The following is a 14,141-nucleotide window of genomic DNA, read 5'->3' as shown; positions in this document are numbered from 1 at the left end:
CCGCCCCTTCCCGAAACCGGGGAGACCCCGGACCCCAGCGCCCTCCGGGCGCGTCCTCAAACGCCGGACGGGCTGGATGGTGCGGACCGTAACCAACGCGCGGTTCGGGGGTCTGGGGGCTTGCCCCCAGTTCGGGAAGGGGCGGGGCTGGGGAAATAAAACCCGCCCCAGTCCCTGGTCGGGGGAGCCCAGGGGACCGGGGCGGAGTTCGGTTACGCCCTGCGTCGGCGTACCGCCGCGACGCCCAGGAGCACCAGCACCAGCAGCGCCGACCACGCGAGCTGGTCGCGGGCCTTGGCGTCCAGGGCCATCAGCAGCAGGAGTATCACGATGCCCGCCACGGCGACCCAGGACAGATACGGGTAGCCGCGCATCCGTACCACCAGCGCCTCGGGCGAGTCGCGTTCGAGGCGGCGGCGCAGCACCAGGTGGGCCACCGCCACGGTCAGCCACATGAAGAGCATCGCCCCGCCCATGGCCTTGGCCAGGAACGGCAAGATCCGGTCGGGCCAGCTGTAGTCGAGCGCGATGGCGCAGAAGCCGAACGCCGCGGACGCCGCCACCGCGAGCCGGGGCGCGCCGCGCGGCGAGGTGCGCAGCAGTGCCCGGGGGGCGTCGCCGCGGGCGGCGAGCGAGTGGGCCATGCGCGAGGCGCCGTAGAGGTTGGCGTTCATCGCCGACAGCAGGGCGATGAGGACGACGACCTCGATGAGCCGGCCCGCGCCGGGGACGCCGAGCCGGTCGAGCACGGCGACGTAGGGGCTGCGGCCGGGCTCGGCGGAGTCCCAGGGCAGCAGTGCGACGATCACCGCGATGGAGCCGAGGTAGAAGAGACTGATGCGCCAGATGGCGCTGTTGACGGCCTTGGTCACCGAGCGGGCGGGGTCGCCGGACTCGGCCGCCGCCATGGTGATGACCTCCATGCCGCCGAAGGCGAAGACGACGGCGAGCAGTCCGGCGACGATGCTGTTCCAGCCCTGTGGGACGAAGCCGCCGTGACCGGTGATGTTGTCCAGGCCGGGGGAGGCCACCCCGGGCAGGCCGCCGCACATCGCGGTGACGCCCAGCGCGAGGAACGCGATGATCGCGGCGACCTTGATGCCCGCGAACCAGAACTCCGCCTCGCCGAACGACGTGACGGAGAGCATGTTCGCCGTGGTGAAGACGGCGAGCGCGACCACGGCGACGGCCCACTGCGGGACCGCGGGCAGCCACTGGTGGAGGATGCCCGCCGCGGCGATCAGCTCGATCGCGATGGCGATGACGGTCACCCACCAGTACAGCCAACCGGCGGTGAAACCCGCCCACTTGCCCAGGGCGCGTTCGGCGTAGACGGAGAACGAGCCGCTGGCGGGCATGTTCGCCGCCAGTTCGCCGAGCATCCGCATCACCAGCAGGGCCAGGCCGGCGGCGAGCGCGTACGAGACGATGATGGCGGGCCCGGCGACGCGCAGCCCGGTGCCGGAACCCACGAACAGCCCGGCGCCGATGACCCCGCCGAGGGCGAGCATGGTCAGGTGCCGGGGGCGCAGGCCGTTGCCGAGCCCGCCGCCTTCCTGTCGCCCGGCCTGGCCCGCTGTCCCGAGAGGCGCGGGCGGTTGGTGTCCGGCCTCGGCCGGTGCTGGTGCCTTGGTCGCTTGAGCGGCCATGGGAGATATCGCTCCTGGGGAGAGACCTGGGGAGAGAGGGGCGTGGGCGGGGCCGGACGGGCCCCGCCCACGGACATCACTGCGCGGAGACGCGCTCCAGCTTCGCGGTGTGCAGCTCGCCGGTGCGGCCGCCGTCGGGGGTGCCGTACGTCCAGTAGATGCTCACCGTCTTGGTGCGCAGGTCCATGACGTGGCTGACGGTCATGCCGGACGCCTCGACCCAGTTGACGAAGTACAGGCCCTCGCCGACCTCGCGGACGGTGAGCTTCTCCTGGCCGCTCTTGCCCGCCAGGGGGCCGGCCAGGGCGGTCCAGTCGAGGGTCTTGCCGTCCGCGGAGTAGGAGTTGCGCAGGACGGCGCCGTTGTCGAGGGTCAGCACATAGGTGTGACCGGCGAAGGCGGGCGTGGTGCTGCGGACGGATGCCGCGGGTACGGCGGCCGGGTCGGCGGGGGCGGCCTGGGCGGTGCCCGCGGCGCCGAGGGCGATCAGGGCGGCGGCCGCGACGGCCGGGACGGTGTGGCGCATGCGCATGGTGATTCCTCTTCTCAACTCATGGGGAAATGAAAGTGGTTGATCAGTCGGCGCGCGTCATTCCGCGTAGCGGTAGAAGCGCTCGTGGTCCAGGAGGTCGGACGGCCGTACGCCCCACGGGTCCATGGGCTCGTCGAGGCTGATGACCCGCCCGAACTGGGGGTCCCCGGCGGGCACCTTCTTGCGCGGCTCGTAGCTCGCGCCGGGGTGCTTGTGCTGCCAGCGGGCCCAGATCAGGTCGATGAAGGTGTGGTGGAGCCAGAAGACCGGGTCGTTCGGCGAGGTGCCGCCGGTCATCTGGCCGCCGACCCACAGGTGGACGCGGTTGTGGTTGGTCCAGCCCCGGTCGGCGGCGACCGTCCAGCCCTCGATCTTGTTGCGGAAACCGGCCGTGGTGACGGTGGAGTCCCAGGGGGCGGAGTCGTAGACGGGGTCGTCGACGGCGTGGGCCAGCTCCTGCCGGGTGGGCAGGGCGACGGGGTCGCCGGGACGGCCGAGGTTCCGCATCAGGAACTTCTCCTCCGTCACCCCCACGTTGATCGGCCAGTTGCCCGCCGCGTAGGCGAACGGGCCGGTCATGACCTGGCCGTCGGACGAGCGGCCGGTGCCGCCCAGGAAGTCGTCGGCCCAGAGCGAGGAGGTGGGCGACTGGTCGGCGGTCCAGTCCCAGTACGGCAGGGTCACGTCCGGGTCGATCGACCGCAGGTCGCGCTCGAACTCCAGCAGGAAACGGCGGTGCCAGGGGAAGAAGGAGGGCGACATATGGCCCACCCGCACGCCCGCTTCGCCGTCGGAGACGAAGAACTTGCCGTGCAGTTTGACGTATTCGTCGTAGCGGCCGCGGCGCTTGAGCTCCAGCAGGGCGGCGACGAACTTCTTCTTCTCGGCGCTGGTGAGATTCTTCTGGTTCTTGCGTGTGTACACCGGTGCTCCGGATCAGTGGTGGTGCGTCGTGGCGAGCGACAGCTGCGACGTGCCGATCTGGTCGACGGCGGCGCGGGCGACGGCGAGCGGCGTGGGGAACGACTCGTAGTGGTTCACCAGGCTCAGATAGGAGCCGTCCGCGCGCCGCATCACGTGCAGTTGGCGGCCGTCGATGCTGATCTCGATGCCGGGCCCGGAGGGCGCCGGCGCGGCGCCCGTACGGTAGGCGGCGGGCCGCGCGCCACAGGTGGACAGGGTCCTGCCCTGGATGCGGCGGCCTCGGTACGTCTCCTCGAAGGAGTCCGTCACCGTGTCCGGGCCCGCGTTCGCGGCGGTCGTGTCCTCGGCCTCGCCGGCCATGACGACGGGCGCGAGCGCCGCGCCGGTACCGGTGACGACGGCGGCGGTGAACGCCGTCATGAGCACGTTTCTGCGGGTGACCGTGGTCATCCTGGTGTTTCCCCCGTGATTCTTCTTCGACTTCGGTGGTGCTAGGGCCTGTCCGGCGGAGCTTGTGGTCGGTGCCGCGGGTGGTGTCGTCTGCGCACCACCGCTGCGCGGCGGTGTCCTCAATCTCCCCCAGCTAACGCTGGGAGGTGCCCCCAACGGGCTGGATGTGGCTGATGTGGGTGCGCAATTTCAGCCCCTGGGGCACCTCCCAGCGGTGGCTGGGGCCCAGGAGATTCAGGCCGGGCAGGCGCGCGCGGCCTCGATGTCCTCGGCGATGGCGCGGACGATGTCGTCGGCGCGCTCGGCCACCGAGGGCATGCCGGAGGTGAAGAACAGCGTCCCGGCGCCCAGGTCGCCGATCGCGTGCATGCGCCGGTGCACCCGGCCGTGGCCGGCGATCCGGCTGGTGGACGGATCGATGCGCAGGCCGCCGGAGGGGTGGTACTCCGCGGCCTCCTCCTCGACGAGCGACTCGACGAACGGATGGGCCTCGACCGGGACCCGGTGGGAGGGCGCGCTGACCGCGTTGACCACCACGTCCGTCTCGTAGCTGTCGTCACCGACGGCGACGTGGAAGCCGTCCGTGGCCAGCGGCTTGACGTTCCACAGCCCGCCCGTCACCCGCAGCCGGCCCTCCTCGTGCAGCCGGAGCAGCGTGCGGGCGTTGGCCGGGGGCATCGGGCAGCACAGGCTCATGATCGCCCGGTAGTGGTTCTCGCGGATGAACTCCTGGTCCTCCGCGCGCAGCAGCGTCCAGGCGTCGGGGCCGCTCTCCGGGATCGCGTGCTGCATGATCCGCATGCCCAGGTCCGTGGAGTCGATGTTCTCGTACTGCCGGACCAGCCGGGCGACGGGCTCCTCCCGGTCGATGGAGAACAGCTCGGCCAGCACCGGGGCCGGGTCCGCGCCGTGCTCCGCCAACTCCCGCTCCAGCAGCCCGAGAAGATCGTTCAGGCCGATCCGGCCGTCGGCGTTCCCGGCCGCCAGCGCCCGCAGGGAGGCGGGTGTGAAGTGCCGCAGCTCCGGATGGATCGGGCGCTGCCGGACCGCCGGGAGGGCGCCGTTGCGGGACGCCATGGTGATCCGGCCCCGGTGGCCGCGCGCGGCCAGGGAGACGACGACGTCGACGGCGGCGAGGCCGGTGCCGAGCACGGTGACGTCGGCGGTCTCCGGGATCGCGGGCAGCGTCCGCGTGAGCGGGTACGGGTCGCCGTGGAACCCGGGGGTGCCCGCCAGGTCGTAGTGGTCGGCCGGGCGGCCCGCGCCGACCGAGCAGATCACGTAGTCGAAGGTCTCGGTGCGGCCCCCGGCGGTGGTCAGGACGACGTCGTCCGCCCGCTGCCGGGCCCCGACGACGGCGTCCTTGACGACGGTCACCGGCCAGTCGCCGAGGGCGAGTTCCGTGCGGGCCTGCTCGGCCGTCCGCTCCAGATAGCTGCCGAAGACGTGGCGGGGCGGGAAGTGGCCGTCGGCCGCATAGTCACCGACGCCGTGCGGGAGGCCGGTCTCGCCGAGCCAGCGCAGGAAGCTCTCCGGGTCGTCCGTGCCGGCCGACATCTCCGAGGGGATGATGTTGGCCAGCACGGAGTCGACGTCACGCTGGTAGGCGCGGCCCCGCCACAGATTGTCCGAGGGCTCGAAGACGGTGACCGCCCCGGGGCCGCGCCCCGGAGTGCGGGCTATCCGGTCCAGCAGGCAGACGGCTGCCGCTCCGCCGCCGACGATACCGACGCGTATCCGCGGCCGGTCGCTTGCGTTCATGGTCGTGATCATCTTTCGGTTACGGGAAGGGCGTGCGGGTGAGGGGGGCGTCAGCCCACGGAAGCGGTGACCGGGACATCGGTGACGGGGGCCGCCCCGGGAGCCGTCCGGCCGCTCGCGCGGCGCGCGGCGAGGAACAGCAGGGCCAGGCCGATCAGCGACCAGACCACCAGCACCAGCAGGGGTCCGCCCGCACCCGCGCCGTGGAAGGAACCGGCCGAGCGGAAGAGCGTGGCCGCCGCGCCCGCGGGCAGGAACTGGCCGATCGCGCCCAGCGGTTGGGGCAGCATCTCGGGCGCCGACGACATGCCGGACAGCGGATTGCCGATGACGAACATCAGCAACGCGCCCACCGCGATCCCCGGCGGGCCCACCAGCGAGCCGAAGCCGCTGATGACGCCGACCATGGCCAGCTCCAGCAGCGCTATGACGCCGGCGTTGACGAAGTAGTTTCCGGGCAGCACGCCGCTGAGGTGGGTCAGCATCAGCGAGCTGAGCAGGCCGGACAGCACGGCGAAGCCGACCAGCCCGAGGAGCTTGGCGCGGGCGTCGCGCACCTTCAGCACGAACAGCAGGCCCGCGATGACAGCGGTGATCAGCAGCGGCAGGAAGCCCATGGCCATACCGGCACCGTGCTTGTCGTCGGCGTCGGCCGGGACCACGTCGGTGACGGCGACCGGCTTGTCCGAAAGCTCCTGCGCCTGCTGGGTCAGCGTCTGCGCCACGGTGGGCGAGGCGGCCGAGGCCACGTGGAGCTCAAGGCCCTTGGGCGTGGCGATGAAGGCGCCGTACGCGTCACGGTCCTTGAGCTTGCGGTCGGCCGTGGCGGCGTCGGCGGCCGTGGTGATCTCGTACGCGCCGGGCGCGGCCTTGCGCAGCGAGTCCGCGAGGTCCTCGCCCGACGACACCACGAGCACCGGCAGGTCCCGCGGTTTGGCGTGCGACGCCGTCCACGAGAACCAGCCGCCGATCACGAACTGCACGACCGCGACGATGATCAGAATCTTGCGCGCTTCCACGCGCGGAGCGGCTGACGAACTCATCGGTTCCCTCAACTTCCTTGCGTGGATGGACTATTCGTCGAGCAGGTCGGGCTGGTCCGCGGTGATCTCGTCCCACATGATCTGAAAGCTGAACCGGCCGAGCTGCTCGTCGCCGAAGCCGTCGCGGGCCAGCAGGGCCTGCTCGTGGCTCATCGGCACGGGCTTGCCGGCGGAGAGGGCGAGCAGCTGCACCTGGGCGCAGCTCTCGTAGGTGAAGAACCAGTGCACCGCCTCCTCCAGCGAACCGCCGACCGTGATCAGGCCGTGGTGGCGGAGCAGCATCGCGCGCCGGTCGCCGAGCCGGTCGGCGATGTCCTGGCCGTGCTCGACCGAGATCGCCGGGCCGTCGTAGTCGCCGTAGAGGACCTGGTCCTGATAGAACGCCGCCGACTCCTGGTCGTAGGGCTCCAGCAGGCGCTCCAGGGCGCCGAGGGCACGGGCGTGCACGGTGTGGCCGTGCGCGATCGCGTTGGCCTCCGGGCGCTCGTGGATCTTGGAGTGGATGGTGAAGGCGCTGGGGTTGACCTTGCCCGTGCCGTCGACGACCCGGCCCTCGGCGTCGACGCGGATCAGGTCGCGTACCCGCACCTGGTTGAAGGACAGGCCGAAGGGGTTGACCCAGAAGGTGTCGAGGTCCTCCGGGTCGCGCACCGAGATGTGCCCGGAGATGCCCTCCGCGTAGCCCGCCTTGCCGAAGAGCCGCATGGCCGCCGCGAGCCGCTGCTTGCGGTGGCGGCGCTCCTCGTCCGGCGACGTGAACTCGCGGTCGGCGGGGATCGGCAGCCCGGTGTGGGTGTCGGCGAGATGGTTCGCCAAAGTGTCCGTTGACACGGGTCGAGTCTCCTGATGAAGGTCGGTGAAAGCCCGCCGCGGCATGGTCGTGAACGCCTTCGGGGCAATCCGGAGAAGGGTGGCCCGGAGTGACGTGGGGGCTGCCGGGCCGGGAGCGGGTCACGCCTCGGGGGCGTCCGCTCCTGCTCACGCATCTTGTCCCGGCGGCGCGGCGAAAATCAGCCGCAAATGGCTCTTTCGCGCTGCACGATGCGGAGTTTCACAGATGCGCAGGGGCTCTATTGCGTGTCATATCGTGATAAATCGCCCCGAGGGGGGGTCTCTTGTGGGCCTGCTCGGGCCCGGGGCGGGCGCGCGCTCGCCCCGGCCCGGATGTCACGCCCGCTTCGCGTCGAAGATCCCCCACACCAGCAGCCCCTTGCGGCAGGCCGCCGCGACCTGGGGCAGGCTCCGGCGCAGGCCGTCCAGATACGTCGCGTTGACCGAGGCCGCGAGGGTGGGGGAGGGGGAGAGGACCTCCTCGGTCAGGCGGTCGTAGTGGGTCTGGAGGTGGTCGCTCAGATCCTCGAACGCCACGTCGGCCAGCGGCAGCGTACGCAGCTGCTCCTCGTAGAAGCCGAGCGTCGCGAACTCCTCGACGGTCAGCCGCTCCGTGGCCTGTCGCTGTGGGCGTGCAGGGCGAACGTCTGTGGCCCGGTCGCCCGGCGTCGTCGTGCGCGGGTTGTTCAGGATGCCGCCGCGTCCGTGGTCGGCCTCGGTGATGGCGAAGTCGCACTGCTGGGCGGAGGGCTGGTTCAGGTCAATCGTCAGTGGAATGTGCGGTTCCTGTGCCGTGGGAGCAGTCCATGTCCCTAGCCTGGCGCTTCTTCGTATTCAGGGCATGGACATGCCCTCTCCGGAGGAGGTCGTGAGGACCGTGAACGTCCGAAGACGAACGTTGCCGGGCGGCGGCACTGCCGTGATCGCAGCGATGGCATTGGCCGGGAGCGTATCGCTCGCTTCCGCCTCCCCGCACCCCGGCCCGCTCTCCAAGCCCAAGCCGCATCTGGCTGCCGGTCCTGCCGGGGGTGAGGACACAGTGACGTGTGATCTCGTCGCGCAGAAACCGAATTACAGCGGTGGAGTGGTCACGGGAGTCGGCGGGATCGACAACTGCGCGCCACATGCGCCGGATGCCTGCACTACCGAGGCGGAGCTGTGGATATGGATGCCCGGCCCCCAGCAATGGGCCCCAGCAGGTGCGCCTGGCAGGAATACATCCTGTCCGCCGCCCCGCCGCACCGCTCGCTCCAGCCAGACGTGTACTGCGAACAGCAGCTACCCCCAGTACGGCTACAAGATCATCACTACCGGCACCATCGTGTATGGCTCAAGCCATGACTCCGGCAACGCCGAGAGCGGCATCCTCTATCTGAGATGCGCCTGAGAATGGCTGTTCTGCACGGGCGCCGGTTTGTCGGCGCCCGTGCACAATGCCCGAATGAACCCTCCCGAGGCCAACGCGACCCACTGGTCACTGTCCAAGGAGGCAGCCGGCCGGCTCATCACCGTGGCCGATCAGACGCCCGGCTTCCGCAGCCGACAGCAAGAACGCTTCGCGATCTGGGAGATCGATCCGTCAACAGGCCGGGCCCTCACGGAGACCCTCATCTTGCTCGGGGTCCACGCCGCTGTGCGAGACGATGTATGGAACGGTACGAATGCACCGCGCGTGACACTGGGACGCCTCGGCCTTCACTCGATAGCCGAGTCCCTCCGGACACGGCCCCGGCACGAACTCTTCGCCTCCCTGTTGACCGCACCGGCTGACCAGGATGCTTGCCGGATCGATCAACTGCGCGTCATGTCCTACACCGTCACTCCCCGCAGCACCCTGTCGCTGGAGCGTCTCGTCCAAGAGGCCGCTTTGATGATCCGTGCTGCTGCTGACGCCGTCCCCGGGCCCGCGCCGACTCTGGGCGATCTCGTCTGGCCTACGCCGTGACCCCCGTGTCCGGCGGCTCCGTCGACTGACGGTTCTGCCGATGGGCCGGCCAGGGCAGGGGAGTTGTCAGACCCGCTTCGCGTCGAAGATCCCCCACACCAGCAGCCCCTTGCGGCAGGCCGCCGCCACCTGGGGCAGGCTCCGGCGCAGGCCGTCCAGATACGTCGCGTTGACCGAGGCCGCGAGGGTGGGGGAGGGGGAGAGGACCTCCTCGGTCAGGCGGTCGTAGTGGGTCTGGAGGTGGTCGCTCAGATCCTCGAACGCCACGTCGGCCAGCGGCAGCGTACGCAGCTGCTCCTCGTAGAAGCCGAGCGTCGCGAACTCCTCGACGGTCAGCCGCTCCGTGAGCGGGCGCAGTTCCTCGGTGGGCGCGCCCTCGGCGGCCATGAAGTCCGTGAAGACCAGGTGCCCGCCGGGCTTGAGGGCGCGTACGGCCTCGCGCAGCGCCGTGGGCCGGTCGCCGCTGTGGCACAGGGCGTCCTGCGACCAGACGACGTCGAACGTGCCGTCGGGCGCGGGGACGTCGTGGAAGGAGCCGGTCACGACGTCGATGAGACTGTCGAGCCCCCGCGCGATGTTGATCTCGCGGTTCCGGCGGTTCTGCACCTCGCTGATGTTGAGCGCGGTGACGCGACAGCCGTACGTCTCCGCGAGCTGCCGGGCGGCACCGCCGTAACCGGAGCCCAGGTCCAGGACGGTGCTGCCGGGCCCGAGCGCGCCGGCCGCCTTCGCGGCCATCCGCTCGACGGTCCGGCGGGCCGCCACGGCCACGGCTTCGTGGGCGTCGTCGTAGATCCCCACGTGGATGTTCTCGCCGCCCCACGCCTGGGCGTAGAAGCCGTCGACGTCGCTGGTGTCGTAGTAGGTACGTGCCACATTGTCCTCAGCCATGGCGGATACCTCGTCAGTGTGCGGCCGATGCAAACCCTCGGGTCTGTTGCCGCCTGCGGCGGGAGCTCCCCCAGCTACCGCTGGGAGGTGCCCCCAGCGGGCGCGTCCTCAAACGCCGGACGGGCTGGATTTGGCTGATGTGGGCACGCATTCAGCCCGTTGTGGACTAAAGCCCCGGCGGAGCCACCGGTGCCCCCGGCAGGCGTACGGACGCCACCGCTCCGCCGCCCGCCGCCGGGCCCAGGGACACCGTGCCGCCGGCCTGGCGGACCGTGCGGGCCACGATCGAGAGGCCCAGGCCGCTGCCGGGGAGGCTGCGGGCCGAGGGGGAGCGCCAGAAGCGGTCGAAGACGTGCGGGAGTTCGTCGGCGGGGATGCCGGGGCCGTGGTCGCGCACGGTGAGTTCGCCCCCGGCCAGCGTGACCTCCACCGTGCCGCCGGGCGGGCTGAACTTCACCGCGTTGTCGAGGAGGTTGACCAGCGCACGCTCCAGGGCCGCCGGTTCGGCCCGTACGAACCAGGGGTCCATGCTCACCGCGAACCTCAGGCCCGAGCCGCGCAGCCGGGCCCGCTCCACCGCGCGCCCGACCGCCTCGTGCAGGGCGATGACCTGCACCGGGCCGCCGTCCGGCGCGGCGTCCGGGCGGGAGAGCTCCTGGAGGTCGCCGATCAGCGCCGCGAGCTCCGTCATCTGCGCCTTGACGCTGGCGAGCAGCGCCTTGCGGTCCTCCGGGGGGATCGCCCGGCCGGTCTCCTCGCTCCGTACGAGCAGGTCGATGTTGGTGCGCAGCGACGTCAGCGGCGTCCGCAGCTCGTGCCCGGCGTCCGCGATCAGCTGCTGCTGGCGGTCGCGGGAGGACGCCAGGGCGGCCGTCATGGAGTTGAAGGAGCGGGACAGGCGGGCGATCTCGTCCTCGCCGTCGACGGGGATGCGCACGGCGAGGTCCTCCGTGCGGGCGATGTGCTCGACCGTGTCCGTCAGCCGGTCCACGGGCCGCAGGCCTGCGCGGGCGATGCCCAGGCCCGCCGTGGCCGCGCCGAGGACGCCGACCCCGGCGGTGAAGGCGAGCACGAGGGCGAGCTTGTTGAGCGGCTTGTCGATGTCGCTCAGCGGCTGGGCGATGGAGACCGCGTAGACGCCGGGCACGGTGCTCGCCGAGGTGGCGACCCGCATCTCCTGGCCGTTCTTCGCCCGCCCGTCGTGCAGCACCGTGTCCCGGCCCTGCACGACGTCCAGATCCGCCGGGGAGACCTCGACGGGCGACTTCCCCGGCGTCGTGCAGATCGCGCCCCGCGTCGTGATGATCTGGAACGTGTACTGGCTCGGGGTCGCCCGCTGCCCGGCACCGCAGGTGCGCTGGAGGTCGACGACCGTCTCGTCCGTCGGCCGGACGTTGGTCAGGGTGGTGTCCCGCTGCTGTTCGAGCTGCTGCTTGAGGACCACCCAGGACACCCCCGCGACCGCCGCGACCGCGACGGCGACCGCCGCCGCCGACAGCAGCGCGAGCCGTGAGCGCAGGGGCAGCCGGCGGAAACGGCCGATCATTCGGACCCGCCGCCGTCCGCCCGCAGGACGTAGCCGACGCCCCGCACGGTGTGGACGAGCCGCGGCTCGCCCCCCGCCTCCGTCTTGCGGCGCAGGTACATCACGTACACATCAAGGGAGTTGGAGGACGGCTCGAACTCGAAACCCCAGACCGACTTCAGGATCTGCTCCCGGGTGAGGACCTGCCGCGGGTGCGCGAGGAACAGCTCCAGCAGCGTGAACTCCGTGCGGGTCAGCTCGACCGGCCGGGCGCCGCGGGTCACCTCGCGCGTGGTGAGGTCCATATGGAGATCGGCGAAGGCGAGCGTGTGGGAGACCGCCTCCACGGCCGCCGCCGCGTAGGAGCTGCGGCGCAGCAGGGCGCGGATCCGGGCCAGCAGCTCGTCCAGCTCGAAGGGCTTGACCAGATAGTCGTCCGCCCCGGCGTCGAGGCCGGTGACGCGGTCGCCGACGGTGTCCCGGGCGGTGAGCATCAGGATGGGCACGGTGACCCCGGAGGCGCGCAGCCGGCGGGCGGCGGTCAGGCCGTCCATCCGCGGCATCAGCACGTCGAGCACGATCAGCTCCGGGTCGTACGCCGCGACCTTCTCCAGCGCGTCGAGCCCGTCGACGGCCAGCTCCGTGCCGTACCCCTCGAAGGCGAGGCTGCGGCGCAGCGCCTCGCGGACGGCGGGCTCGTCGTCCACGATCAGGATGCGGGCGGGCTGGTCGCCGTGCTCGGCGGGGCTCATCGGCTTACCTCACGGGTCTACGGGTGTGTCTCCTGTCCCTCTCAGCGTCGCACGCGGCGGGATCCCCCCGCCGCGTGCCGGTCAGCTGCCGCCCGCCCGGAGCTTCGCCAGGTCGGCCTTGACGGTGTTGACCGGGATCGCGAAGCCGAGGCCGACGCTGCCCGCGGAGTCACCCTGGCCGCCCGAGGAAGCGGACGAGTACATCGCGGAGTTGATGCCGACGATCTCACCGCTCATGTTGATGAGCGCGCCGCCGGAGTTGCCGGGGTTGAGCGAGGCGTCCGTCTGGATGGCCTTGTAGGTCGTCTTGGAGGAGCCGGTGTCGCCGTTGTACTGGTTGCCGCCGAACTCGAACGGCCACTGCGGGAAGCCGCCGCGGCCCTGCCGCTGCTGCTGCCCCTGGCCCTGGCCCTGCTCCTTGGCGACCGTGACGTCGCGGTTGAGGGCGGAGACGATGCCGCTGGTCACGGTGCCGGTCAGGCCCTCGGGGGAGCCGATCGCGACGACGTCGTCACCGACGCGGATCTTCCCGGAGTCGCCGAGGGTCGCCGCCTTGAGGCCGCTCGCGCCGTTCACCTTGATCAGGGCGAGGTCCTTGTCGGGGTCCGTGCCGACGACCTTGGCGGTCTTGCTGCTGCCGTCGCTGAAGGAGACGTTCACGGTGTCGGTGCCGGAGACCACGTGGTTGTTGGTGACGATCTCGCCGTTGGACGTGATGACCACGCCGGAGCCGGTGGACTCGCCGGAGGTGGTCGACGCCTTGATCTCCACGATGCTCGGGCTGACCGCCTTGGCCACGGCGGAGACGCCGTTGGTCTTGGAGGACGCGTTCTCCACGGGCGTCGAGTGGCTGCTGCTGCCGGAGTGCGAGACGAGCTCGCCGACCAGGGCGGCCGAGCCGCCGCCGACGACGGCCGCGACGATCGCGCAGGCGGCGAGGAGCGCGACGGGGCGGCGGGCGCGGGGCGCGGCGTGGGCGCTGCCGCCAACGGGGGCGCCGGGGTCGCCGGCGGGGCCGGAGGCGTCGAAGCCGGCGTAACCGCCGTCCCCGGGGCCGCCCGTGCCACCCGCGCCACTGCCGTGCACGGCGCTGCCGTCACCGGGCCAGACGGTGACGCCGGACGCCGTGGTGACCGGCTGCTGAGGCGGCTGCTGAGACGGCTGCTGAGGCGCGTACGACGGCTGCGCCGGGTACGCGAAGGGCTGCTGCTGGAAGTCAGGTTCCTGTGCGCCGTTGCGGCGGTCGTTGTCCGTCATGGCTATGACTGTGCTCCGGCTATATGAAAACAGTCTGAGTGGGCCCTGAGAAGCCCGACAGAAGCGGGTATGCCCGGTGTAAGGACCGGGGTTCGGCTGTTCGGCCGCATGGGGTTTGAGGCGTGCCGATACAGGCTAATTTGTGCCAGATCTCGGGGTCCGGCGTGGAGAGGGTGAACATGCAGCAGGTTGCGGGCTGGCACGTGGAAGTCGAGTTCGCCGAGGATGAGACGCATACGCGCGCGGCGGCGCTGCTGCGGCTGCGGGACGGCACGGAGCTCCGGGGGCGGGGGCAGACGACGCGGGATCCCCGGGACCCGGACGAGCGGCGGATCGGGGAGGAGCTTTCTGGGGGGCGGGCTCTGCTTGATATTGGGCAGCAGTTGTTGGTGAAGGCGGGGGCGGAGGTTCAGAACCTTTAGGGGTGGCGGGTGGGGTGGGTTCTTGTGGCGGGGTGGGTGCGGGTTTCTTGCGCCTGCGGCGGGCTTTTTCCCCAGCCCCGCCCCTTCCCGAAACCGGGGAGACCCCGGACCCCAGCGACCTTCGGTCGCGTCCTCAAACGCCGGACGGGCTGGATGGTG

Annotated in this window: 14 protein-coding genes; 2 read left to right on the top strand and 12 right to left on the bottom strand. The window is 71.2% G+C overall.

The genetic code is table 11. From position 1 onward, the window contains the following. Window positions 1–212: 212 nt before the first annotated feature. The 8 genes from AB0435_RS32985 to AB0435_RS32950 form a co-directional block, all read right to left on the bottom strand. Window positions 213–1,649, bottom strand: a complete 1,437-nt coding sequence (locus tag AB0435_RS32985) for an amino acid permease (protein ID WP_366008047.1) — start codon at window positions 1,647–1,649, stop codon at window positions 213–215. A gap of 76 nt (window positions 1,650–1,725) precedes the next feature. Beyond that, entirely contained in the window at window positions 1,726–2,181 is a 456-nt protein-coding gene (locus tag AB0435_RS32980; protein WP_366008046.1) for a MoaF N-terminal domain-containing protein, read from the bottom strand. 57 nt (window positions 2,182–2,238) lie between these two features. After that, the gene (locus tag AB0435_RS32975) at window positions 2,239–3,105 is read right to left on the bottom strand and encodes a tyrosinase family protein (RefSeq protein WP_366008045.1); all 867 of its coding nucleotides are present in this window, start codon (window positions 3,103–3,105) and stop codon (window positions 2,239–2,241) included. Between the two features lie 12 nt (window positions 3,106–3,117). Then, entirely contained in the window at window positions 3,118–3,555 is a 438-nt protein-coding gene (locus AB0435_RS32970) for a tyrosinase family oxidase copper chaperone (protein ID WP_366008044.1), read from the bottom strand. A 234-nt stretch (window positions 3,556–3,789) separates the two neighbouring features. Next, entirely contained in the window at window positions 3,790–5,316 is a 1,527-nt protein-coding gene (locus AB0435_RS32965) for an FAD/NAD(P)-binding protein (RefSeq protein WP_366008043.1), read from the bottom strand. Between the two features lie 50 nt (window positions 5,317–5,366). Beyond that, window positions 5,367–6,359: an ABC transporter permease gene (locus AB0435_RS32960; RefSeq protein ID WP_366008042.1), complete on the bottom strand. Its 993-nt coding sequence runs from the start codon at window positions 6,357–6,359 to the stop codon at window positions 5,367–5,369. 30 nt (window positions 6,360–6,389) lie between these two features. Then, window positions 6,390–7,190, bottom strand: a complete 801-nt coding sequence (locus AB0435_RS32955) for a class II aldolase/adducin family protein (RefSeq protein WP_366008041.1) — start codon at window positions 7,188–7,190, stop codon at window positions 6,390–6,392. A 336-nt stretch (window positions 7,191–7,526) separates the two neighbouring features. Continuing rightward, on the bottom strand, window positions 7,527–7,727 hold the full coding sequence (locus AB0435_RS32950; RefSeq protein ID WP_366008040.1) for a hypothetical protein: 201 nt from the start codon (window positions 7,725–7,727) through the stop codon (window positions 7,527–7,529). Window positions 7,728–8,631: 904 nt separating this feature from the next. On the opposite strand from AB0435_RS32950, the gene AB0435_RS32945 reads away from it, so the two are divergent. Next, complete coding sequence (locus tag AB0435_RS32945) at window positions 8,632–9,135, top strand: hypothetical protein (RefSeq protein ID WP_366008039.1); 504 nt, start codon at window positions 8,632–8,634, stop codon at window positions 9,133–9,135. A gap of 66 nt (window positions 9,136–9,201) precedes the next feature. On the opposite strand, the gene AB0435_RS32940 is transcribed toward AB0435_RS32945, so the two are convergent. The 4 genes from AB0435_RS32940 to AB0435_RS32925 form a co-directional block, all read right to left on the bottom strand. Continuing rightward, window positions 9,202–10,026: a methyltransferase domain-containing protein gene (locus AB0435_RS32940; protein ID WP_366428627.1), complete on the bottom strand. Its 825-nt coding sequence runs from the start codon at window positions 10,024–10,026 to the stop codon at window positions 9,202–9,204. A gap of 166 nt (window positions 10,027–10,192) precedes the next feature. Next, window positions 10,193–11,572, bottom strand: coding sequence for a HAMP domain-containing sensor histidine kinase (locus AB0435_RS32935; RefSeq protein ID WP_366428626.1), 1,380 nt, complete (start codon window positions 11,570–11,572; stop codon window positions 10,193–10,195). Continuing rightward, complete coding sequence (locus AB0435_RS32930; protein ID WP_366008036.1) at window positions 11,569–12,303, bottom strand: response regulator transcription factor; 735 nt, start codon at window positions 12,301–12,303, stop codon at window positions 11,569–11,571. The genes AB0435_RS32935 and AB0435_RS32930 overlap by 4 nt, the downstream gene beginning before the upstream one ends. A gap of 81 nt (window positions 12,304–12,384) precedes the next feature. Then, entirely contained in the window at window positions 12,385–13,560 is a 1,176-nt protein-coding gene (locus AB0435_RS32925; protein ID WP_366428625.1) for a trypsin-like peptidase domain-containing protein, read from the bottom strand. Window positions 13,561–13,739: 179 nt separating this feature from the next. Between AB0435_RS32925 and AB0435_RS32920 the strand changes: the two genes are divergently transcribed. After that, the gene (locus tag AB0435_RS32920) at window positions 13,740–13,982 is read left to right on the top strand and encodes a dsRBD fold-containing protein (protein WP_366008051.1); all 243 of its coding nucleotides are present in this window, start codon (window positions 13,740–13,742) and stop codon (window positions 13,980–13,982) included. Window positions 13,983–14,141 lie beyond the last annotated feature (159 nt).

Origin of the sequence: Streptomyces sp. NPDC051173 (genome assembly GCF_040689515.1) — a bacterium.
Classification (GTDB): domain Bacteria; phylum Actinomycetota; class Actinomycetes; order Streptomycetales; family Streptomycetaceae; genus Streptomyces.
This window is presented reverse-complemented; position numbering and strand designations above follow the sequence as displayed.

What these genes read in the sequence shown, in the direction of transcription:
- AB0435_RS32930 (WP_366008036.1), bottom strand. Translation starts at nt 12,303, where the DNA reads ATGAGCCCCGCCGAGCACGGCGACCAGCCCGCCCGCATCCTGATCGTG.
- AB0435_RS32935 (WP_366428626.1), bottom strand. Translation starts at nt 11,572, where the DNA reads ATGATCGGCCGTTTCCGCCGGCTGCCCCTGCGCTCACGGCTCGCGCTG.
- AB0435_RS32940 (WP_366428627.1), bottom strand. Translation starts at nt 10,026, where the DNA reads ATGGCTGAGGACAATGTGGCACGTACCTACTACGACACCAGCGACGTC.
- AB0435_RS32970 (WP_366008044.1), bottom strand. Translation starts at nt 3,555, where the DNA reads ATGACCACGGTCACCCGCAGAAACGTGCTCATGACGGCGTTCACCGCC.
- AB0435_RS32925 (WP_366428625.1), bottom strand. Translation starts at nt 13,560, where the DNA reads ATGACGGACAACGACCGCCGCAACGGCGCACAGGAACCTGACTTCCAG.
- AB0435_RS32965 (WP_366008043.1), bottom strand. Translation starts at nt 5,316, where the DNA reads ATGAACGCAAGCGACCGGCCGCGGATACGCGTCGGTATCGTCGGCGGC.
- AB0435_RS32985 (WP_366008047.1), bottom strand. Translation starts at nt 1,649, where the DNA reads ATGGCCGCTCAAGCGACCAAGGCACCAGCACCGGCCGAGGCCGGACAC.
- AB0435_RS32960 (WP_366008042.1), bottom strand. Translation starts at nt 6,359, where the DNA reads ATGAGTTCGTCAGCCGCTCCGCGCGTGGAAGCGCGCAAGATTCTGATC.
- AB0435_RS32980 (WP_366008046.1), bottom strand. Translation starts at nt 2,181, where the DNA reads ATGCGCATGCGCCACACCGTCCCGGCCGTCGCGGCCGCCGCCCTGATC.
- AB0435_RS32920 (WP_366008051.1), top strand. Translation starts at nt 13,740, where the DNA reads ATGCAGCAGGTTGCGGGCTGGCACGTGGAAGTCGAGTTCGCCGAGGAT.
- AB0435_RS32945 (WP_366008039.1), top strand. Translation starts at nt 8,632, where the DNA reads ATGAACCCTCCCGAGGCCAACGCGACCCACTGGTCACTGTCCAAGGAG.